The sequence below is a fragment of the Rhizobium sp. 10N427 genome, assembly GCF_056394605.1.
On sequence record NZ_JBFTID010000001.1, the window covers coordinates 813855 to 835708 of the forward strand.

Sequence of the window (21854 nt, forward strand, 5' to 3'; positions counted from 1 at the left end):
TGCACTGCCGCGCAAACCAGCCTAAGCGCTGGCTTTCACTGATGTTTTCCGCAGCATTTTTTCTAATTTGCCGGTGCCTTGACAGCGGGAAACCTTTCCGAATAGTATCGTAAACGTTTACGGGATGCGTTTTCGGAGGAGACTGAAAGCGCGCCGCGGGAGGAAATCGTGACATTGAATGCCGTTTTATGCGGGTGCGGAGCTATGTCGAAAGGCTGGCTGCGCGCAATCCAGGAAACGCCGGCGCTGGCCGGTGCGATCGCCGTCAAGGGCCTCGTGGATTTGAACCCTGCTGTCGCCGAAGCGCTCGCTGCCGAGTTCGGCTTGAGCGATGCTGTCATCGGCGCCGACCTTGGCGATGTCATCGCGCGGACAGAGGCCGATATCGTCTTCGACGTCGTCATTCCCGCTGCCCGCTTCAATGTGGTCTCCACGGCCCTGAAGGCTGGTTGCCATGTGCTCAGCGAAAAGCCGATGGCGACCTCGCTTGCTGAAGGGGCAGCGCTGATCGACCTCGCTGCCGATGCCGGGAAAATCCACGCCATCATTCAGAACCGCCGCTACATCTCGGGCGTGCGCCGCATGCGCCGCTTCATCGAAAGCGGGGCGATCGGCGATCTCACCGGCATCCATTGCGATTTCTTCATCGCCCCGCATTTCGGCGGTTTCCGCGAGGAGATGGACAATGTTCTTTTGCTCGACATGGCAATCCACACCTTCGACGCCGCCCGCTATGTGGCAGGCAAGAAGCCGCTGGCCGTCTATTGCGTCGAGAAGAACCCGAAGGGCTCGTGGTATCGTCATGGCGCTTCCGCCAACGCCACTTTCGAATTTGCCGATGATGTGATCTTCACCTATCGCGGCTCGTGGTGCGCCGAAGGGGAGCGCACCAGCTGGGAAAGCGAGTGGCGGCTGGTCGGCTCGAAGGGCATGCTGACCTGGGACGGCGCGGAGAATTTCAGCGCCGCCGTTTCGGGCGCAGAGCCGGGCTTGCTTCATGGCTTCAGCGCCGTCGAGGTTCCACAGCCCGAGCATGACGACGAGACGCATGGCCATGCCAGCGTCATCGCCAGTTTCGTCGAGGCCATCCGCTCCGGCAAACGGCCGGAGACCGTCAGCTCCGACAATATCAGAAGTCTTGCCATGGTTTTCGGCGCCATCGAGAGCGCCAAGACAGGCATGCGCATTGAAATTTCAGCATAGGACATGAGATCGTGAGCAACCCCGCAAAGTCCATCCGTATCGGCACCATGATCAGCGCCTCCAATGGCGGCGCCGACAAGCGCATCGGCCAGATCGCCGACATGGGTTTCGAAAGTTTTGAGCCGTTCTTCTGGCAGACGACCAACGGCCAGGATCTCGCCGAACTCGGCAAGCGCTCGCTGGATGCGATCGGCGACCGCGACATCACCATCTCGACGCTCGGCATGTTCGGCAACCCGCTCGAAGAGACCGACATCGACCTGCAGACGCTGCAGGGCTGGAAGGATTGCATCGACAATGCCCATCATTTCGGCGCCACCTGCGTTGCCGGCTTCACCGGCCGTCTCCGCGGCAAGGTGCTGACCGACAGCCTGCCGCGCTACAAGCAGATCTTCGGGGATCTCGCAAAGCGGGCAGCCGACAAGGGCGTCAAGATCGCCTTCGAAAACTGCGCAATGGACGGCAACTGGGCGACCGGCGACTGGAACATCGCTCATAACCCCGATGCCTGGGAACTGATGTTCAACGAGACACCCGATGACAATATCGGCCTCGAATGGGAACCCTGCCATCAGATGGTTTATCTGATCGAGCCGCTGCCGCAGATCCGCAAATGGGCCTCGAAGATCTTCCACGTTCACGGCAAGGACGCGACGATCCGCTGGGATGTGATCAAGGAGCACGGCATTTTCGGCAAGGAGAAGTTCGTCTTCATGCGCACGCCGGGCTTCGGCGACAGCAACTGGACCGATATCATCTCCGAACTGCGCCTCGCCGGATGGTCCGGTTCGATCGATATCGAAGGCTGGCATGACCCGGTCTATCGTGATGCGCTGGAGATGACCGGCCAGGTTCATGCGCTGAACCACCTAAAGCATGCCCGGGGCGGTGATTTTGTTGCCGATCCGGTTTGACTGACCTATCGTGCGGCGTGCGCGGGCGGAGGAGGCCAGGCGTGCAACGCGATCATTTAAGCTTTCGCGGCATGGCCGCTTTTGGGAGGAAAGTATGAAAGCGATATCAAAACTTGCGTTGGCGCTCGGCGTTTCGATGCTGCTGTCCACGACCGTCCATGCCGAGGACAAGACCTTCAAGATCTGGTGGTATGAAGACGCGGCAAGTGCTGCCGGTATCACCTGGAAGAAGGCGCTTGAAACCTTCCAGGAAAAGCATCCCGACGTCAAAGTTCAGTTCGAGCTGAAGACGTTTGACCAGATCACCAAATCCGGCACCATGATCCTGAATTCGGCCGAAGCGCCGGATCTGATGGAATATAACAAGGGCAATGCCGTTGCCGGTCTCGCCGCATCGCAGGGCCTGCTGACCGATCTCGGCGACGTTGCCAAGCAGCGCGGCTGGGACAAGGTTCTCTCCGATGCCAGCAACCAGCTGAGCCGTTATGACGAGAAGGGCATTTACGGCAACGGTCCGCTGATCGGCGTTGCCAATTACGGCGAATTCGTCTCGGTGTTCTACAACGAGAACATGTTCAAGGAAGCCGGCGTCGAGGTTCCCAAGACCCTCGAAGAGATGGAAAAGGTGATGGACGTCTTCGTCAAGAAGGGCGTCACGCCGATCGCAGAGGCTGCCAACGATTACCCGGCCCAGCATCTGATGTATCTCTTCGCGCTGTCGAAGGCCGATCCGAAGTGGGTCAACGACTTCCAGGCGATCCGTACGCCACTCGATACGGCCCCCTTCGTCTATGCTGGCCAGAAACTGCAGGAATGGGTCAAGAAGGGCTATATTTCCAAGGATTCGACCGGCCTCAAGGCGCCTGACATGGCGAACCTCTTCGAAACCGGCAAGTCTCCGATGGTTGTGACCGGTACGTGGTACGGTGCCCAGTTCGGCGCCATCAAGAACTTCAAGGCCAGCCAGTTCCTGTTCCCGGGCAATGTCATTTCGCCCGCCTCGACCGGCAATATCTGGGTCGTGCCGAAGAACGCCAAGAACAAGAATCTCGCCTACGACTTCATCGACATCACGCTGTCGAAGGATAACCAGGCGCTGTTCGGCAATTCCGGCGGTCTGCCGATCGCCGCAGATCCGGCCATGGTCACCGATCCGGTCGGCAAGATCGAGGTCGAGCTCTTCAACAAGCTCGTCGCCCAGAATGGCCTCGGCTTCTATCCGGACTGGCCGGTTCCCGGCTACTACGATGTCATGCTGAAGGCCACGCAGGCGGTCATCGGCGGCTCGGTCACTCCCGAGGAGTTCGCCGAGCGCCTGAAGGAGCCTTACGACGAAGTGCAGGGCGACCAGTAAGTCTCCTGACCGGCAGGGCGCCCCGGCGCCCTGCTTCCCCTCTCAAATGAAGCCGGAGGAAATATGTCGGGCGCATCCGCGGACGCACAGCCGGGCAGGGTCTATTGGTTTTACCTGATACCCGGAATGCTTGGTTTCGTGACCATCATTCTCATCCCGTTCGTCATGAATCTGATGATCAGCTTCACGACCTGGAAGGGCATCGGCATTCCGAAATTCGCCGGCCTGCGCAACTACGAACGGCTGCTGACGGACGATACGTTCTGGCATTCGCTGGTCAACACCGCCGCCTTCGTCTTCGCCATGGCCATCATCCCGACCGCCATCGGCGTTCTTCTTGCCGCGCTTCTGTTCGATTACATCAGTTCGCGCTTTTCCAACGCGCTTGCCAGCTTCTTCCGGGCCGGCTTCTATCTGCCGCAGATCCTGCCGGTCTCGGCCGCCGGCATTCTCTGGGGCTGGATGCTGAACCCGTTCGGCATCATCAACGCCATCCTCGACGCAACCGGCATGGGCAGCCTCAAGCAAAACTGGCTCGGCGAACCGCAGCTGGCGCTCTGGGCGATCATGGTCGTCATGGTTTGGCTGCAGCTTGGTTATTGCCTCGTCGTCTTCATGTCGGGCCTGGCCCGTGTCGATCCTTCGCTGCAAGAGGCGGCAGAACTCGATGGCGCTGCCTGGCTGCAGCGCTTCTGGACGATCACCGTGCCTCTCTTGAAACCTGAGATCTTCGTCGTCGGCCTGACCACGACCATCGCTGCGCTCAAGGTCTTCGCGCCGATCTTCGTGCTGACTTCGGGCGGGCCCGATAACGCGACGATGGTGCCGTCGCAGATGTCCTACCACGAATTCTTCGCCACCAACCGCGTTGGATATGGTGCGGCCATCACCACGGCGCAGATGCTGATGACCCTCGTCATCTGCTTCATTTTCATCCGCATCCAGTCGCGTCACACGGAGAACGATCGATGAGCGAAGCAGCGATCTCCCTCGACACGGCCAGCCGGCCGGCGCATGCGGCATCGACCGGGTCGATGTACGGATCATCGCGCTGGTGGGTGCTTGCCGCCATTTCCTTCGCGCTCATCCTCTTCCTGTGCCCCTTCGTGCTGGCGTTCACTAACGCGATCCGGACACCTGAGGACTACGGCACCTACGGGCCGCTCGCCATTCCCCGAAGCTTCGACCTGACGGCACTCAAGACGTTCTGGAACAATGTCGATTTCACGCAGAAGCTGATCAACAGCACGATCATCAGCGCATCGACAGCCGTTATCGCCGTGCTGCTCAGTCTGTTGAATGCCTATGCGTTCGGCATCGGCAAGGTGAAGGGCAGCAAATACATGCTGACGATCCTGCTCGTCGGCATCATGATCCCGCATGAATCGCTGATCTATCCAATCTATTATCTCTCCAAGGCCGTCGGACTGTTCGACACGATCTGGTCGGTGATCATCGTCTTCTCGGTCCTGCAGAGCGCTTTCGGCACCTATCTTCTCTCGTCGGTCATGACCGCATTCCCGCGCGAGATCATCGAGGCGGCCGAGATGGATGGCGCGACACCGTGGAAAATTCTCTGGACGATCGTCGTGCCGATGCTAATGCCAACGCTTGCGGTGCTGGCGACCTTCTTCTTCATCTGGACGTGGAACGAGTTCCTGCTGCCGCTGGTGCTGTTGGTGTCGAACGTCAACCAGACGGTCTCCGTATCGATGGGCGTCCTCAACGGCCAGTTCGTACAGACACCGACAACGACGGCTGCCGCAGCCCTGCTCGGCATTGCGCCAACGCTGATCTTCTTCCTGATCTTCCAACGCACTCTGACGCGCGGCATTGCCGTGGGAGCCGTGAAATGATGCTCGTGAACAATCCGCTCTCCGTTCCAATCACAGGTCGCCTCGCATGAACCAGGACATCCAGATCGAACTCTCCGGAATCGAGAAGCATTACGGCGCCTATCATGCCCTCAAGAATATCAATCTGACGATCCCGAAGGGGCAGTTCGTTGCCCTGGTCGGCCCGTCCGGCTGCGGAAAATCGACGCTGCTACGCTCGCTTGCTGGGCTCGAAAGGATCACCGGCGGTACCATGAAGATCGCCGGCGACGTGATGAACGATGTGCCGCCGCGCATGCGCGATATCGCCATGGTTTTCCAGTCCTATGCGCTCTACCCGCATATGACCGTCGAGCAGAATCTCACCTACTCGCTGCGCATGCGCAAGGTCCCGAAGCCGGAGGCCAAGCGCAAGGCACAGGAAGTCGCGACGATCGCCGGGCTGACAGGCCTGCTGGATCGGTATCCCCGCCAGCTCTCCGGTGGCCAGCGCCAGCGTGTTGCCATGGGCCGGGCTATTATCCGAAACCCCAAGGCCTTCCTGTTTGATGAACCCTTGTCCAATCTCGATGCCGCATTGCGTGTTTCGATGCGCAAGGAGATCCGCGCATTGCACGACCGGCTGCATGCGACGTCGGTCTATGTGACACACGACCAGATCGAAGCCATGACCATGGCCGACCATGTGGTCGTCATGCGTGACGGGATCATCGAGCAGCAGGGCAAACCGCTCGATCTCTACGACAAGCCGGCCAACAAGTTCGTTGGCGGTTTCATTGGCTCACCGGCGATGAACTTCATCCCGGCAATCGCCGGCGAAGATGGACGCAGCCTCGTTCTCGATTTCGGCACCGTGAGGCAAACGATCGCTTCCAACCATCAACTGCAGCCCGGCGCCAGGGTGACGGCGGGGCTGCGGCCCGAACATCTGGGGATCACCGGGCAGGGGCAGGGGACTTTCGATGTGCCTGTCGCCTTCGTGGAATCGACGGGCTCATCGACCTTCGTCGCCACGGCAACGGCACCCGAGCTGACGATCGTCCAGACCGGCCGCAGCGGCGCACATGCGGGCGAGACCATCGGCGTGACCGTCGATCCTGCCCATCTTCATCTCTTCGACGAAACGAGCGGCGTCAGGATCTGACGCCGCCTTCGATTGTCAGCGTCCGCCTTCCATCTTGCGGTGGCGCTGGTTGGTGCCGTTGACGCCGTAGGGATATTGTCCGGGTGTCGGGGCGCTGATGTCGGTCAGCCGCTGCGTCTCTTCATCCGACAGCGCCAGCTTGGCGGCGCCGAGATTGTCGGATAGCTGCTCGGTGGTGCGGGCGCCGAGGATGACAGAGGTCACCGCGGGGCGTGCCGCGGTCCAGGCAAGCGCCACTTGCGCCATGCTGACGCCGCGGGCTCTGGCGATTTCCTCGACCGTGCTGATAATATTCCAGGTGCGTTCCTGCGCGTTGCGGGCCTCATAGGCCTCGCCGCCGCGCTTCGGATTTTCGCCGAGGCGCGTTGCACCCGTCGGCATCTGGTCGCGCTTGTATTTGCCGGTCAGCCAGCCGCCGCCGAGCGGCGACCAGGGAAGCAGTCCCATGCCGGCGTCCTGGCAGGCCGCGACGATCTCGAGCTCGATATCGCGCATCAGCAGATTGTATTGCGGCTGCAGCGTCACCGGCCGCGTATAGCCCTGCGCCTTGGCGATTTCCGAGGCCTTGGCGATATGCCAGCCGACATAATTCGAGAAGCCGTAATAGCCGATCTTGCCCGACGATATGGCGTCGTCGAGGAAGCGCAATGTCTCCTCGATTGGCGTCAGCGCGTCCCAGGCATGCATCTGGTAGAGATCGATATAATCAACGCCGAGGCGCTTCAGCGATGCATTCAGCGCATCGTGAAGGTGGCGCCGCGACAGACCGATATCGTTGGGGCCGTCACCCATCGGAAAGCGGCCCTTGGTGGCGATCACGGCCTGCTTGGCCTCCGCCGGACGCGCCTTCAGCCAGCGGCCGATGATCTCTTCGGAAACGCCTGCACTGTAAACATCAGCGGTATCGATAAAATTGCCGCCCCAGGCGAAATAGTCGTCGAGCAGCTTGTGCGAGGTCGCCTCATCCGACTCTGCGCCAAATGTCATGGTCCCCAGGCAATAGGCGGTCACGATCGTGCCGCTCGGACCGAGCTTGCGATAATCCATTGAAAATCCTCCATTTCAAAAGACAACGCCAGATCTATCGCGCTGTGCCGTCACACACAACGCTTGCTCTCTCAATCGTGAACGGGAAGGCCCTGATTAGCGGAAGCGGATGTTCGCGCGGGTGAGCTGGTCGATCGACGAGCAACCCATCAGCTTCATGCCGCGCTCGAGTTCCGCATGCATCAGCGTTAGCGCGCGCTCGACGCCCGCCTGGCCGGCTCCGGCCAGCGGGAAGAGATAGTAGCGGCCGAGCCCGACGGCCTTGGCCCCGAGCGAAAGCGCCTTCAGAACATGGGTGCCGCGCTGCACGCCGCCATCGATCATCACGTCGATCTTGTCGCCGACCGCATCGACGATCTCGGCCAGCTGGTCGAAGCCGCTGCGCGAGCCATCCAGCTGGCGGCCGCCGTGATTGGAGAGCACGATGCCGGTGCAGCCGATATCGATGGCGCGCTTGGCGTCCTCGACGGTCATGATGCCCTTGAGGCAGAACTGGCCGCCCCAGGTCTTCACCATATCGGCGACATCATCCCAGTTCATGGCGGGGTCGAGCATCTCGGTGAAATAGCGGCTGATCGACATGGTGCCGCTGCCCATGTCCACGTGGCTGTCGAGCTGCGGCAGCTTGAATTTCTCGTGGGTGAAGAAGTTGAGTGCCCAGCCCGGCTTGACCGCGAATTGTGCGATGCCCGCGAGGTTCAGGCGGAAGGGGATGGAAAAGCCGGTGCGCTTGTCGCGTTCGCGGTTGCCGCCGGTGATGCTGTCGACGGTCAGCATCATTACCTGAACGCCGGCCTGCTTGGCGCGGGCCATCATCTCGCGGTTCAGGCCGCGGTCCTTGTGGAAATAAAACTGATAGACCTGCGGCGCGCCGCTGATCCGCCGCGCTTCCTCAAGGCTTACGGTGCCGAGCGAGGAGACGCCAAACATCGTGTCGAACTTGCCGGCAGCCCGCGCAACCGCCCGTTCGCCATCATGGTGGAAGAGCCGCTGCAGCGCCGTCGGCGAGCAATAGACCGGCATTGCCAGGCGCTGGCCCATGACCGTCACGGACATGTCGACATCGGTAACCCCGCGCAACACGCTCGGCAGCAGATCGCAGCTTTCGAAGGATGCCGTATTGCGCCGGTAGGTCACCTCGTCGTCAGCCGCGCCGTCGATGTAGTTGAAGATCGGGCCGGGCAGGCGGCGCTTCGCGAGACGGCGGAAGTCGTGGAAGTTATGGCAATCCGTAAGGCGCATGTTTGTGTCCAGAATCTCGTTGTCGCAGAGCGTCGCTTGCTTGGATTGATCGAGAAGCGCGAGCCGCCGGCGGACGGCAAGCGCTACCCTGGTTGGAAATTGGCGGCGGCGCCGGCGGGGAGCCGCGCCGCTATCGTCTTTATACACATCGGCACGCCGCCGTCGATGAACCTGCGTGACATCATCAGCATTTCGCTGCCGATATTGCACCGGCCGTGCCGGCGCTGACCTTCCAGTGTGTCTTGGCACAATCGACAGCTCTTGCAAAGATAACCCATATGTGAAAATAATCTTCACATAAGAAAATTCATGGCCGGGAGGAGGCGTGATCGTGGCACAGGCGCCAACAGTCGGGATTTCGTCCACCCATCCGTCCGACATGCCGCAAGCGCATGCCGATCTGCCGGTATGGAATGCCGAGAACTGGTTCTACGAGGATTGGCCCGAGGGCCAGAAAATCCGCTCGCTCCGCCGCACGATCGGGGAGAGCGACAGCCACCTTTTCAATGTGCTGGTGACCGACATCCATCCCTATGTGCAGGATCAGATGTTTGCGGAAAAGGACGGCGTGTTCGGGCGGCGTCTCGTTGCCGGCGCCTTCGTCTTCTCGGCAGGGCTTGGCCTGGTCGCCACCAACTGCGTCAACGCCTTTTCCTATGGCTACGACAAGCTGCGCTTCATCAAGCCGGTTTTCATCGGCGATACGATCTATACGATCCGAACGAACCTCGACAAACGCCCGCGCTACAAGGAGCTCGGCCTCATCCGCGCGAGCTACGAGATCTTCAAGGGCGAAGGGGAATTGGTGCTCTACTGCGAGCATCTGCAAACCGTGAAGTACAAGAACCCGGCCGACTTCGCCGGTAAGACAGAAAAGTAAGATGCAATGACGCAATCCAGCGATCTTCCCTTAAACGGCCTCGTCGTCGTCGACATGAGCCAGTTCCTCTCCGGCCCCTATTGTTCACTGCGCCTGATGGATCTCGGCGCGCGTGTCATCAAGGTTGAACGGCCCGACGGCGGCGACCTTTCGCGCCGGCTCTATCTCAGCGACACCGAAATAGGCGGCGACTCGACGATCTTCCACGCGATCAACCGCGCCAAGGAGAGCCTGGCGATCGACCTGAAGAACGAGAGCGACCTGAAGGCGCTGCGCGCCCTGCTCTTGAAGGCGGATGTGCTGATCCAGAATTTCCGCCCCGGCGTGATCGAACGGCTCGGCCTTCACTACGATGCGGTCAAGGAAATCAATCCGCGCCTCGTCTATGCGTCGATCAGCGGATATGGCGATGAAGGCCCCTGGGTGAAGCGTCCCGGCCAGGATCTGCTCGCCCAGTCGCGTTCCGGCGTGATGTGGCTGAACGGCGACGAGGACCAGGGGCCCGTGCCGTTCGGATTGGCGATCGGCGACATGCTGGCGGGAGCGGCTGCCTGCCAGGGCATTCTTGCAGCGCTGGTGCGCCGCGGCATCACCGGCAAGGGTGCGCTCGTCGAGACCAGCCTGCTCGAGGCACTTGTCGATTTCCAGTTCGAGGTGCTGACGACGCATCTGAACGACGGCAAGCGGCTGCCGAAGCGGTCCAACTTCCGCAGCGCCCATGCCTATCTCGCCGCTCCCTATGGTGTCTATGCCGCCTCGGACGGTTATCTGGCGATCGCCATGACGCCGATCCCGAAGCTCGCCGATCTCCTTGGTATGCCCGAGCTCGATCCCTATCGCGACGATCCGTCCAGCTGGTTCCTGCAGCGTGATGGCATCAAGGAACTGATCGCCAAGCGGATTGCGGCCAAGACAATCGACGAGTGGCTGGCAGTGCTCGAGCCGGCCGATATCTGGTGCGCCAAGGTTCTGAATTGGAACGAGCTGATGGACAGCGACGGTTTCAAGTCGCTCGACATGCTGCAGACGGTGACGCGCGAGGACGACGTCTCGATCCTGACGACCCGTTCGCCGCTTCGCGTCGATGGCGCCCGCCCGGTCTTCCAGCGCGCTGCTCCCCGGATCGGCGAGCATAGCGCGGCCATTCGCGAGGAGTTCGGCCTGTGAGCAAGGTGACCTTGAAAGGCATGACCTGGAGCCATCCGCGCGGCTACGATCCGATGGTGGCCTGCGCGCGGCTCTTCGAAGAGCAGACGGGCGTGGCTGTTCAATGGGAGAAGCGCTCGCTGCAGGATTTCGAGACCTATCCGGTCGAAGAGCTGGCGCGCGCCTATGATCTCATCGTCATCGATCACCCGCATGTCGGTCAGATCACCAATGAGAAATGCCTTCTGCCGCTCGACGTTTCCGGGCGCGAGGAAGAGCGCAAGGCGCTGGAAGACGGCAGCGTCGGCGCCTCCTATCCGAGCTATCTCTGGCAGGGACATCAATGGGCCTTCCCGATCGATGCGGCGACCCAGGTCCAGGCCTTCCGGCCCGACCAGCTGCCGCAACCGGCTGCGACCTGGCAGGAGGTGATCGCGCTGGCGAAGGACGGACGCGTGCTTCTGCCGCTTCGCCCGCCGCACACGCTGATGACCTTCTACACCCTGTCGGCCAACCGCGGGCATCCGTGCCGGACACAGGCTGGGCAGTTGATCGACCCTGAAGCCGGCGCTGAAACCGTCGAGATGATGCGTGAAATCTCCGCGCTGATCGACCCCGCCTGTTTCGAGATGGATCCGATCGCGGTCTTCGAGCAGATGGCGGCTGCCGATAGCAGGATCGTCTGCGTGCCGCTGATCTACGGCTATGTCAGCTATTCGATGCCGGGTTTCCGCGGCCGGCTGATCAAGTTTGCCGATATTCCCGTTGCCGGTGACCTCGGGCCAGTCGGCTCGGCGCTGGGCGGCACGGGCATCGCCGTCTCGGCCTTTTCAGGCAATCCCAAGGAGGCGGTCGATTTTGCCTATTGGGTTGCGGCCGCAGGTGTCCAGCGCGGACTCTATGCGAGCGCCGGCGGGCAGCCGGGCCATGCGGCGGCATGGGAAGACGGCGCGGTCAATCTGGCAACGGCGGACTTCTATCGCGGCACGCGCGCAACGCTGGAAGGCGCCTGGGTGCGTCCGCGGCACGATGGCTACATGGCGTTCCAGCAGCAGGGATCCGACAGGTTGAATGCCGGATTGAAGAGTGGCGAAAGTGCCGCGGCAATCGTTGCCGATCTGAACAGGCTGTTTGCCGTCAGCTTCTAAGGGGCAGCCCTGGCATTCTGATCCATCAAGGATGAGAGCGCCAGGGCGAACCTGTTATCAGAGATTCCAGAGCCGCTTCGCATTGCCGGAGAAGACCTTCGTCCGCTCTGCTTCGCTGCTGCCTGCAAACAGCGCGTGGGTGGTCGCAATCCAGGTGGAAAGCCCGCCGCCGAGGGTGCAGACGGGCCAGTCGCTGCCCCAGACGAGGCGGTCCCAGCCGAAGCTCGCCGTCACCTGCTCGATATAGGGCCTCAGGGTCTCGACATCCCAGGTCTCTGCATCGGCATAGGCCACGACGCCCGATACCTTGCAGACGACGTTCGGCCGCTTGGCGACCTCGCGAATGCCGTCCTTCCATGCGTCTAAGGCGCCGCTGCTGATCGCCGGCACGCCGCAATGATCGAGGACGAACTGAACCTCGGGTGCGAGGTCGATGAGCGCCAAAACCCGGTTCATCTGATGCGGTAGAGCGCAGATATCGAATGTAAGCCGCGAGCCGGACATGCGCCTGATGTTCTCGCGAAACACTGCACACTCTGAAAGTTCGTCGGGAACGACGTGCAGCACCCGGCGAAAGCCTTTGACGAAGGGATCGGCCGTCTGCCGTTCGAGATAGCCGGCAAAGCCCTCGTCCTCGGGACGGCAGGCAGCGATGGCGCCGTGGATCAGCTGGCCACTGGTGTCCGAGAGATCCCTGACTACATCGGTTTCGCGCTGCATTTCCCCGGCATCGACATCCACCTCCATGTGCAGCGCTGCATCGATGCCGCAGCGGCGGGCTTCCACCGCATAGGTATTGTAGAGGAAATCCCTGTCCAGAGCCGGGACGCCGGAGAGCCAGGGATAGGTCAGTTTCGACCTGTCGATCAGGTGCAGATGGGTATCGATAAGCAAAGCGTCCTCCGCGTTTTGCGATGAATGGAACGCGCTCAGGGCGCGACGTTGACGTCCGATCCGACCAGCAGCGACAATTGTTCGGCGGTCTTCTGGAGATGGGTGATCGTTCGGGTGATATCCGGCGCGGACGGCGCGTTGACCAGCGCGATGTAGGGGCAGGTGAGGGCGGCGATGCCCCGGCCATCGGGACCCATGATCGGCGCGGAAAGGTTATAGACGCCGGCGGTCTGGGCGCTGGCCATCATCTCGTATCCCCGCTCGCGGATCTGATCGAGTCTTTCGTAGAAGTCAGGCGTCAGGCGGGGATCGTCCTTGCTGCGGACGTGCTCCGAGATCATCAGTTCGCGTTCCTCGGCATCGCGGAAGGCCAGAAGCACATGGCCGGAGCCGGTGTCGAAAAGGTTCACATGCGAGCCGACTCGGATCGAGATGCCCCAGTAATCAGGGGCTTCCTGCTGGGCGATGACCACGGCATAGCCGCGGTCGAAAACGGCAAGATGATTGGCCTGGCGGGTCTTCTGTGCCAGATCGCGCATCAGCGGCGTTGCGAAGGATGCCAGGCGTCTTGTCGGTGCATGAAGCTGCGACAGGCCGAATAGCTTGAGCGTCAGCGCGAAGCGGTCGCCCTCCAGCTTGGTGACGTAGCCGCGGCGCACCAGGCGGTCGAGCATCCGGTAGAATTCGTTCGGGCTGCGATCGAGCCGCTTCGATATCTCGGCCTGCGTCAGGCCGTCCTCGACGCTGGCGAGCAGTTCCAGAATATCGAGACCCTTGTCGAGCGCGGGCGCGCGGTAACGGTCTGCGTCGTCCATGTCCATGTGCGATCTCCCATGAATGATAGTTGCATATACGCAGATGAACCATTCGAGAAGGGAAAGTTCCGCTTGACGCCGCAACTTTCTTGTCGTTTGTATATAAACATAAAACTCATATGTGAGGAGAATCGGCGAACTCATCAAGATCGCCGTTGTGGAGGAGAGGAATATGAAAAGATTGCTAGCCAGCCTCGCGGCTGGAATTTCGCTGTTTGCATGCTCTGCCAATGCTGCGGACCTGCCCGGCAAGTTCGAAGGCGTGACGATCGATGCCAAGCTGATCGGCGGACAGCAGTACGAGCCGCTCTATGGACGCATCGCCGAATGGGAAAAGGCGACCGGCGCCAAGGTCAACGTGCTCTCGAAGAAGAACTATTTCGAGCTCGACAAGGAAATGAAGTCCGATATCGCGTCCGGCGATATCAAGTGGTGCGTCGGTTCCAACCACTCGTCCTTCGCGCCGATCTACGAAGGCCTCTACACCGATCTGAAGCCGCTTCTGCCGGCAGAAGAAATCGCCAAGTTCGTCGATTCCACCATTTCAGCGTCGACGATCGACGACAAGCTGGTGATGCTGCCGCGCGCCCAGTTCGACGTTTCGGCGCTGTATTACCAGAAGAGCCTCTACACCGACGAAGCCAAGAAGAAGGCTTTCAAGGAAAAGTACGGCTACGATCTGACGCCGCCGGACACCTGGAAGCAGGTTTCGGATCAGGCGATCTTCTTCTCAATCCGCCGAATTTCTTCGGCACGCAGTTCCCCGGCAAGGAAGAAGCGATCAACGGACGCTTCTTTGAAATGCTGGTCGCCGAAGGCGGCGAATATCTCGACAAGGACGGCAAGCCTGCGTTCAACTCCGAAGCCGGTATTCGTGCGCTCGACTGGTTCGTCAACATGTACAAGGCGAAGGCCGTTCCGGCCGGCACCACCAACTATCTCTGGGACGACCTCGGCGCCGGCTTTGCGTCCGGCACCGTGGCGCTCGATCTCGACTGGCCGGGCTGGGCCGCCTATTTCAACGACCCGAAGAACTCCAAGATTGCTGGCAATGTCGGCGTGATCGTCCAGCCTGCCGGTTCGTCCGGCAAGCGGACCGGTTGGTCCGGTCACCACGGCTTCTCGGTGACCGAAGCCTGCGAACACAAGGATGCGGCGGCCTCGCTCGTCTGGTTCCTGACAAACGAGGACTCGCAGAAGATCGAAGCGGCAAACGGCACGCTGCCGACCCGCAAGGCTGTCTGGGACTGGGATATCCAGCAGGCTGCCAGCGATCCTTACAAGAAGGAAGCCCTCGGCGCCTTCCAGGAAGCCATGAAGCATGCCTTCCCGGTTCCGCGCACGCCGGAATGGATCGAGATCTCCAACGCGGTCTATCCGGAGCTGCAGTCCGCCATCCTCGGCGACAAGACCTCCAAGGAAGCGCTCGACGCGGCTGCCGAAAAGGCAACCGGCATCCTCAAGGACGCTGGCGCCCTCTAATCCTGTCATAACAGGTCCCGCATCCGGCAACGGGTGCGGGGCCTCATTTTTGGAAGACCGGAGCGCTTCCCGCGCTCCCTCTTGCGGTCCCGGCGCCCTATCAGGTGTGGACAGGTCACTCGATGTTGAAAAAAATTCCGACACCCATTCTTCTGCTTCTGCCGGCGATCGTCGTGCTGGTCGCAGTCGTCCTGGTTCCCTTGCTGCTTTCGCTTTATTCCAGTTTCACGCCATTCCGCCTGACCCGGCCGCAGACGCTCTATGTCTTCGTCGGCCTGCGCAATTACGTGCGCATTCTGACCGATCCCGTTTTCCTCGCCGCTTTCGTCCGCACCGTTGTGCTTCTGACCATCGCGCTCAATCTGGAAATGCTGCTTGGCCTCGGCCTGGCGCTGCTCGTCAACAAGGCGACGATGGGCCAGCGCGTGCTGCGCACGCTGATGATGTTTCCGATGATGTTCTCACCCGTGCTCGTCGGCTTCCAGTTCAAGTTCATGTTCAACGACAATGTCGGGCTGATCAACAACTCGCTTCAGGCGCTCGGGCTGACCGACAATGCCATCCCGTGGCTGATCGACGGCAATCTGGCACTGTTTTCGATCGTCGTCGCCGAGGTCTGGTCATCGACATCGGTCTTCGCGATCCTGATCCTCTCGGGCCTGCTCGCCATGCCGCAGGAGCCGGTCGAGGCTGCCCGCGTCGATGGCTGCACGCCGCTTCAGACGTTCCGCTATGTCATCTGGCCATTCCTGATGCCCTTCGCCTTCATCGCCATGACCATTCGCTCGCTCGACGTCGCGCGCGCCTATGACATCGTCAAGATCATGACCGATGGCGGCCCGGCGCGGCGCACGGAGCTGCTCTGGACACTGGTCGGCCGCACCGCCTATGCCGATGCGCAGATGGGCCTTGCCAACGCCATGGCCTATGTCTCGATCATCCTGTCGATCGGCTTCACCGTCTATTTCTTCCGGAAGCTGGCGCTTGCCCGCACCCAAATCGGCGCGGAGTGGTAATCATGGATCGCAACGCTCAACAACGTCTGCGCCGCCGTATCGGCCAGGTTTTCTATCTCGTCGGCCTGTTTCTGGCGATGCTGATCATCTGCCTGCCGGGCTTCTGGATCGTTCTTAGCTCGCTGCGGCCGCCGGTCGAGATCATGGCCAAGCCGCCGGTCTGGATCCCCAACGAATTGTCGCTCGATGCCTACAGAGCGATGTTCTCCGGCATCGGCAAGGGCGGCATCCCGATCTGGGATTACTTCCGCAACTCACTGATCATCTCGATCACCTCGACCGTCATCGCGCTGGTGATCGGCATGTCCGGCGGCTATGCCTTCGCGCGCTTCCGGTTTGCCGGCAAGTCGACAACCTTCCTCGGCCTGATGCTGACACGCTCCGTTCCCGGTATCGCGCTTTCGCTGCCGCTGTTCATCGTCTATTCGCGCATCGGCATCATCGATACGCATTTCGGCTTGATCCTGACCTATGTGGCGCTCAACGTGCCCTTCACGATCTGGTTGATCGACGGCTTCTTCCGCCAGGTGCCGAAGGATCTGGCGGAAGCCGCGCAGATCGACGGCTGCACGCGCTGGCAGGCGTTCTGGAAGGTCGAGTTTCCGCTGGCCGGTCCCGGCATTGCGTCGGCAGGCATCTTCGCCTTCCTCACCTGCTGGAACGAATATGCGCTGGCGTCTCAGCTGACGCGGTCCGTCAATTCAAAGACACTCCCGGTCGGGCTCCTCGATTATACGGCGGAATTCACCATCGACTGGCGCGGTATGTGTGCGCTTGCGGTCGTGATGATCGTTCCGGCGCTGGCGCTCACCTTCATCATTCAGAAGCATCTCGTGTCCGGCCTGACATTCGGCGCGGTCAAAGGTTGATTTCCCATGGCTCAGGTCTCTCTTAAAAAACTCGTCAAGCGCTACGGTTCGCTCGAAATCGTCCACGGTATCGATCTCGATATTGCCGACAAGGAATTCATCGCCCTCGTCGGCCCCTCCGGTTGCGGCAAGTCCACGACCCTGCGCATGGTCGCAGGCCTCGAGCCGATTTCCGGCGGCGATATCGAAATTGGCGGACGCGTCGTCAACGATCTGCCGCCGCGCGACCGCAACATCTCGATGGTCTTCCAGTCCTATGCGCTCTATCCGCATATGAGCGTGCGCGAGAACATGGGCTTCTCGCTGAAGATCGCCAAGGTTCCGCAGCCCGAGATCGACCAGCGCGTCAACGAGGCGGCCGCCATTCTCAGCCTCGAAGCGCTGATGGACCGGCGCCCGGCGCAGCTTTCCGGCGGCCAGCGCCAGCGCGTCGCCATGGGTCGCGCCATCGTGCGCAATCCCGAGGTCTTCCTGTTCGACGAGCCGCTGTCCAACCTCGACGCGAAGCTGCGCACGCAGATGCGCACCGAGATCAAGAAGCTGCATGCCAAGGTTCAGGCGACCGTCATCTACGTCACCCACGACCAGGTCGAGGCAATGACGCTTGCCGATCGTATCGTCATCATGCGCGATGGTTACATCGAGCAGGTCGGAACGCCCGACGAAGTGTTCAAGCGCCCGGCCACCCGTTTCGTCGCAGGCTTCATCGGTTCGCCGCCGATGAATATCCTCGATGCCACCGTCGATGGCGACAGCATCGTCTTCGCCAATGGCGATCGCCTGCCGCTGCCGCCGAAATTCAGGAATGCCGTCACGCATGGGCAGAAGGTCACTTTCGGTCTGCGCCCGGACGATCTCTTCCCGACCGGCCATGGCCTGGTCTCGGACAGCACATCTGCGGTTCATGAGATCAGCCTGCCCGTTGTCATCACCGAGCCGCTCGGCAACGAGACGCTGGTTTTCGTCGAATTCGCCGGCCGCGAATGGGTGGCGCGCATGCTGAACCCGAGGGGGCTGGCAACCGGCGAACAGATCAGGATGAGCTTCGATCTGTCACAGGCGCATCTGTTTGCCGCCGACACCGGCAAGACGCTAGCGATCTGAGAGGGGAGAGAGACATGGCGCGCATCGAGAAAATTGACATCCGGATGGTCGACCTTGCTCCCAAGGTCAAGCGCACCGACGCGATCCAGAGCTTCGTCAGCCAAGAAACGCCGATCGTCACGATCACCGATTCCGACGGCGCGACGGGGATCGGGTACAGCTACACGATCGGCACCGGCGGATCGTCGATCATGCGGCTGCTGTCGGATCATCTCGTCCCGCTGCTGATCGCCGAGGATGCCGATTGCATTGAGGCGATCTGGCGCAAGATGGAGTTCGCCACCCATGCCACGACGATCGGCGCGATTACTGCGCTGGCGCTTGCCGCCGTCGATACGGCGCTATGGGATCTCAGAGCGAAAAAGCAGGGCCTGCCGCTCTGGAAGCTGGCGGGTGGTGCCAAGGATAGCTGCCCCCTCTACACCACCGAAGGCGGCTGGCTGCATATCGAGAAGGAGGCGCTGGTCGAAGATGCGCTGCTCGCCAAGTCGAAGGGCTTCTCCGGCTCCAAGGTGAAGATCGGCAAGCCGCATGGCTCGGAGGATTATGCACGTCTGTCGGCTGTGCGTACTGCGGTCGGCGATGGCTTCGAGATCATGACCGACTGCAATCAGGGCTTCATGGTCGATGAAGTGATCCGCCGTGCCGCCCGGCTGAAGGAGCTCGATCTTGCCTGGATCGAGGAGCCGCTGCCCGCCGATGATCTCGACGGCCATATCCGCCTGTCGCGCTCGACCACCACGCCGATTGCCGTCGGCGAGTCGATCTATTCGATCCGTCATTTCCGCGAATATATGCAGAAGGGCGCCTGCTCGATCGTCCAGGTCGATGTCGCCCGCATCGGCGGCATCACGCCCTGGCTGAAGGTCGCCCATGCGGCAGAAGCCTTCGACATTCCGGTTTGCCCGCATTTCCTGATGGAGTTGCATGTCAGCCTCGTCTGCGCTGTGCAGAACGGCAAATATGTCGAATACATTCCGCAGCTCGACCAGTTGACCACCAAGGGTATGGAAATCCGCGACGGCCGGGCGATTGCCCCGTCCGAACCGGGCCTCGGCATCAGCTGGGATTGGCAGGCGATCGAGGAGCGATCGATCAAGGAATTCATCCGAGAGTTTCGCGGTTGAGGAGACGGGCCATGCAGCGCATGGGAATGGTTGTCGGGCTGAAGCCCGAGAAGATCGCCGAGTACAAGCGTCTGCACGCCGCCGTCTGGCCGGAGATCCTGGCGCTGATCTCGGAATGCAACATCAGCAACTATTCGATCTTCCTGAAAGAGCCGGAAAATCTGCTCTTCGGCTATTGGGAATATACCGGCAGCGACTTTGCGGCCGATATGGCGAAGATGGCCGATCACCCGAAAAACAAGGAATGGTGGGCCGTCTGCATGCCACAGCAACAGCCGCTGGAAACCCGCAAGCCCGGCGAATGGTGGGCGATGATGGAGGAGGTCTTCCATCATGACTGAGGTCTTCGATCCCATTCGTCTGCAGCAATTCTGGCCGCGGCCCGCCAAGCCGCGTCCGATCGTCATCTTCGGCGCCGGCAGCATCGTCGGCGACGCCCATCTGCCGGCCTACAGGAAGGCTGGCTTCCCGGTCGCCGGAATCTTTGATCCCGATCTCGCCAAGGCCAGCGCGCTGGCGGAGCAATGGGGCACGACAGCCTTTGCCTCCGAGAGCGAGGCTCTGCAAACCGCAGGTGCGATCTTCGATCTTGCCACCCCGCCCGCGGCCCATGCTGCCATCCTGTCGAAGCTACCGGAGGGCTCCTTTGCTTTGCTGCAGAAGCCGATGGGCAGCAATCTCGATGAGGCGACCGAAATTTTGAGGCTGTGCCGCGCCCGCGGCATCAAGGCTGCAGTCAATTTCCAGCTGCGCTTCGCGCCGATGATGCTGGCGCTGAAAGATGCGATCGCCAAGGGCCATCTCGGCGAGATCGTCGATTTTGACGCCTGGCTGGCGCTGGCGACCCCCTGGGGTCTCTGGCCATTCCTGAAAGGCCTGCCGCGCATCGAGATCGCCATGCATTCGATCCACTATCTCGATGTCGTCAGGGATCTGCTCGGCAATCCGCTCGGCGTTCACGCCAAGACCATCGGCCATCCGAACCATGACGTGGCGCAGACCCGCACGGCTGCGATCCTCGACTATGGCGATCGCATCCGCTGCGCCCTGTCGATCAACCACGACCACGATTTCGGCCGCCGCTTCCAGGCTTGCGAGTTCCGGATATCGGGGACGAACGGGGCCGCCTACCTGAAGCTTGGAGTCAATCTCGACTATCCACGCGGCGAGCCGGACGAGCTCTGGATTAAGACGGAGGGCGCCAGCGACTGGGTCTCCGTGCCGCTCGAAGGCACATGGTTCCCCGATGCCTTCGCCAACCGCATGGCGAACCTCCAGCGCTTCGCTTCGGGCGAAGACGACAGGCTCGTGGGCGCCGTCGAGGACGGCTGGCAGACCATGGCGCTGGTCGAAGCAGCCTATCAATCGAGTGCCAGCCCGGCGACCCCGCTCAGCCCGCTGCCGAAGGAATAGACCGATGTCGGAACAGATCATCCATTTTGAAGACTACGCACTGAACGCGTCGCGCACGACGATCGGCCGCACGATTACCGAGACGGATTTCGTCGTCCATGCCGGGCATACCGGCGATTTCTTTCCGCATCACATGGACGCCGAATTCGCCAAGACGCTGCCGGGCGGCCAGCGTATCGCCCATGGCACGATGGTCTTCTCGATCGGTATCGGCCTAACGGCGACGCTCATCAACCCCGTCGCCTTTTCCTACGGCTACGACCGGCTGCGCTTCGTCCGCCCGGTCCATATCGGAGACACGATCCGTACACGGGTGACCATCTCAGCCAAGGAAGACGATCCGAAGCGGCCGGATATGGGCCGCGTCGTCGAGCGCTGCGAGGTTTTGAACCAGCGCAATGAAGTGGTGCTGGCCGCAGACCATATCCTGCTCGTCGAGCGCCAACAGAAACAGGGATAAGATCATGTCACAGGATTTGACCGGCAAGACCGTTCTGATCACCGCCGCAGGGCAGGGGATTGGCCGCGCTTCGGCGATCGCCTTTCAGCAGGCTGGTGCCATCGTACATGCCACAGACATCAACACCGATGCACTGGCGCAGCTGACTGCCGAAACCGGGATTGCGACCCACAAGCTGAACGTTCTCGACGAAGCCGCCGTCAATGCGCTGGTCTCAGAGATCGGCCAGATCGACGTGCTCTTCAATTGCGCCGGCTTCGTCCATGCCGGTTCAATCCTCGAGATGAAGGACGCCGATCTGGAGTTTGCCCTCGATCTCAACGTCAAGGCGATGATCCGCACCATCCGCGCCGTGCTGCCCGGCATGCTGGAGCGCAAGGACGGCTCGATCATCAACATGGCCTCCGTTGCATCCAGCATCAAGGGCGTGCCGAACCGCTTCGCATACGGCGTCACCAAGGCTGCCGTCATCGGTCTCACGAAGTCTGTTGCTGCCGATTATGTGGCGCAGGGCATCCGCTGCAACGCCATCTGCCCCGGCACGGTCGAGAGCCCGTCGCTGCAGGATCGCATGAAGGCGCAGGGCGATTACGAGACGGCGCGCGCCGCCTTCATCTCGCGCCAGCCGATGGGCCGTCTGGGCTCACCCGAAGAGATCGCCGAACTCGCCGTCTATCTCGCCGGCGCCACCTATACCTCAGGTCAGGCCTACGCCATCGACGGCGGCTGGACCATCTGACCTTCGAACCGACACAGGAATG

22 protein-coding genes and 1 pseudogene are annotated in these 21854 nt (G+C 61.3%); 19 read left to right on the top strand and 4 right to left on the bottom strand.

The annotated features are described in order from the left end of the window. Positions 1–168: 168 nt before the first annotated feature. The 6 genes from AC1DIJ_RS03565 (at position 169) to AC1DIJ_RS03590 (ending at position 6450) form a co-directional block, all read left to right on the top strand. Complete coding sequence (locus AC1DIJ_RS03565; protein ID WP_112388932.1) at positions 169–1203, top strand: Gfo/Idh/MocA family protein; 1035 nt, start codon at positions 169–171, stop codon at positions 1201–1203. 11 nt (positions 1204–1214) lie between these two features. Next, positions 1215–2117 carry a sugar phosphate isomerase/epimerase family protein gene (locus tag AC1DIJ_RS03570; RefSeq protein WP_112388933.1) on the top strand — a complete coding sequence of 301 codons (903 nt, stop codon included), beginning with the start codon at positions 1215–1217 and terminating at the stop codon, positions 2115–2117. Between the two features lie 94 nt (positions 2118–2211). Then, a complete protein-coding gene (locus AC1DIJ_RS03575; protein WP_112388934.1) occupies positions 2212–3471 on the top strand; it encodes an extracellular solute-binding protein in 1260 nt (419 codons plus the stop codon). 63 nt (positions 3472–3534) lie between these two features. Then, the gene (locus AC1DIJ_RS03580; RefSeq protein WP_112388935.1) at positions 3535–4443 is read left to right on the top strand and encodes a carbohydrate ABC transporter permease; all 909 of its coding nucleotides are present in this window, start codon (positions 3535–3537) and stop codon (positions 4441–4443) included. Beyond that, the gene (locus AC1DIJ_RS03585) at positions 4440–5327 is read left to right on the top strand and encodes a carbohydrate ABC transporter permease (RefSeq protein WP_477831177.1); all 888 of its coding nucleotides are present in this window, start codon (positions 4440–4442) and stop codon (positions 5325–5327) included. Before AC1DIJ_RS03580 ends, AC1DIJ_RS03585 begins: the two co-directional genes overlap by 4 nt. 46 nt (positions 5328–5373) lie before the next feature. Further along, complete coding sequence (locus AC1DIJ_RS03590; RefSeq protein ID WP_112388936.1) at positions 5374–6450, top strand: ABC transporter ATP-binding protein; 1077 nt, start codon at positions 5374–5376, stop codon at positions 6448–6450. Between the two features lie 15 nt (positions 6451–6465). Here AC1DIJ_RS03590 and AC1DIJ_RS03595 read toward each other — a convergent pair whose 3' ends face one another. Next, a complete protein-coding gene (locus AC1DIJ_RS03595) occupies positions 6466–7497 on the bottom strand; it encodes an aldo/keto reductase (protein ID WP_112388937.1) in 1032 nt (343 codons plus the stop codon). Between the two features lie 96 nt (positions 7498–7593). Beyond that, on the bottom strand, positions 7594–8739 hold the full coding sequence (locus tag AC1DIJ_RS03600; RefSeq protein WP_112389062.1) for an alpha-hydroxy acid oxidase: 1146 nt from the start codon (positions 8737–8739) through the stop codon (positions 7594–7596). Positions 8740–8775: 36 nt separating this feature from the next. Between AC1DIJ_RS03600 and AC1DIJ_RS03605 the strand changes: the two genes are divergently transcribed. The 4 genes from AC1DIJ_RS03605 to AC1DIJ_RS03620 all read left to right on the top strand — a co-directional run bounded on the left by AC1DIJ_RS03605 (position 8776) and on the right by AC1DIJ_RS03620 (position 11913). Then, a complete protein-coding gene (locus tag AC1DIJ_RS03605) occupies positions 8776–8967 on the top strand; it encodes a hypothetical protein (protein ID WP_162706002.1) in 192 nt (63 codons plus the stop codon). Between the two features lie 151 nt (positions 8968–9118). Then, positions 9119–9619 (top strand): MaoC family dehydratase, encoded by a 501-nt coding sequence (locus tag AC1DIJ_RS03610; RefSeq protein ID WP_112389063.1) that lies wholly within the window; start codon positions 9119–9121, stop codon positions 9617–9619. Between the two features lie 6 nt (positions 9620–9625). Further along, positions 9626–10786, top strand: a complete 1161-nt coding sequence (locus tag AC1DIJ_RS03615) for a CaiB/BaiF CoA transferase family protein (RefSeq protein ID WP_112388938.1) — start codon at positions 9626–9628, stop codon at positions 10784–10786. 20 nt (positions 10787–10806) lie between these two features. Then, positions 10807–11913, top strand: a complete 1107-nt coding sequence (locus AC1DIJ_RS03620; protein WP_112389064.1) for an extracellular solute-binding protein — start codon at positions 10807–10809, stop codon at positions 11911–11913. 57 nt (positions 11914–11970) lie between these two features. On the opposite strand, the gene AC1DIJ_RS03625 is transcribed toward AC1DIJ_RS03620, so the two are convergent. Both AC1DIJ_RS03625 and AC1DIJ_RS03630 read right to left on the bottom strand, forming a co-directional pair. Continuing rightward, the gene (locus AC1DIJ_RS03625) at positions 11971–12807 is read right to left on the bottom strand and encodes an amidohydrolase family protein (RefSeq protein WP_112388939.1); all 837 of its coding nucleotides are present in this window, start codon (positions 12805–12807) and stop codon (positions 11971–11973) included. A 35-nt stretch (positions 12808–12842) separates the two neighbouring features. Continuing rightward, entirely contained in the window at positions 12843–13628 is a 786-nt protein-coding gene (locus AC1DIJ_RS03630; RefSeq protein ID WP_112388940.1) for an IclR family transcriptional regulator, read from the bottom strand. A 166-nt stretch (positions 13629–13794) separates the two neighbouring features. On the opposite strand from AC1DIJ_RS03630, the pseudogene AC1DIJ_RS03635 reads away from it, so the two are divergent. From AC1DIJ_RS03635 to AC1DIJ_RS03675, 9 genes and pseudogenes are all read left to right on the top strand, one after another. Continuing rightward, positions 13795–15104: pseudogene (locus AC1DIJ_RS03635) on the top strand (type 2 periplasmic-binding domain-containing protein). 122 nt (positions 15105–15226) lie between these two features. Next, positions 15227–16120, top strand: a complete 894-nt coding sequence (locus tag AC1DIJ_RS03640) for a carbohydrate ABC transporter permease (protein ID WP_112388942.1) — start codon at positions 15227–15229, stop codon at positions 16118–16120. Positions 16121–16122: 2 nt separating this feature from the next. Beyond that, positions 16123–16989, top strand: a complete 867-nt coding sequence (locus tag AC1DIJ_RS03645) for a carbohydrate ABC transporter permease (protein WP_112388943.1) — start codon at positions 16123–16125, stop codon at positions 16987–16989. Positions 16990–16995: 6 nt separating this feature from the next. Beyond that, entirely contained in the window at positions 16996–18093 is a 1098-nt protein-coding gene (locus AC1DIJ_RS03650) for a sn-glycerol-3-phosphate ABC transporter ATP-binding protein UgpC (RefSeq protein WP_112388944.1), read from the top strand. Between the two features lie 14 nt (positions 18094–18107). After that, on the top strand, positions 18108–19220 hold the full coding sequence (locus AC1DIJ_RS03655; RefSeq protein WP_112388945.1) for a mandelate racemase/muconate lactonizing enzyme family protein: 1113 nt from the start codon (positions 18108–18110) through the stop codon (positions 19218–19220). Between the two features lie 11 nt (positions 19221–19231). Continuing rightward, positions 19232–19561 (top strand): L-rhamnose mutarotase, encoded by a 330-nt coding sequence (locus tag AC1DIJ_RS03660; RefSeq protein WP_112388946.1) that lies wholly within the window; start codon positions 19232–19234, stop codon positions 19559–19561. Further along, positions 19554–20633 carry a Gfo/Idh/MocA family protein gene (locus AC1DIJ_RS03665; RefSeq protein ID WP_112388947.1) on the top strand — a complete coding sequence of 360 codons (1080 nt, stop codon included), beginning with the start codon at positions 19554–19556 and terminating at the stop codon, positions 20631–20633. The genes AC1DIJ_RS03660 and AC1DIJ_RS03665 overlap by 8 nt, the downstream gene beginning before the upstream one ends. 4 nt (positions 20634–20637) lie before the next feature. Beyond that, the gene (locus AC1DIJ_RS03670) at positions 20638–21093 is read left to right on the top strand and encodes a MaoC/PaaZ C-terminal domain-containing protein (RefSeq protein WP_112388948.1); all 456 of its coding nucleotides are present in this window, start codon (positions 20638–20640) and stop codon (positions 21091–21093) included. A 4-nt stretch (positions 21094–21097) separates the two neighbouring features. Beyond that, positions 21098–21832: an SDR family oxidoreductase gene (locus AC1DIJ_RS03675; RefSeq protein WP_112388949.1), complete on the top strand. Its 735-nt coding sequence runs from the start codon at positions 21098–21100 to the stop codon at positions 21830–21832. The last annotated feature ends 22 nt before the right edge of the window (positions 21833–21854 follow it).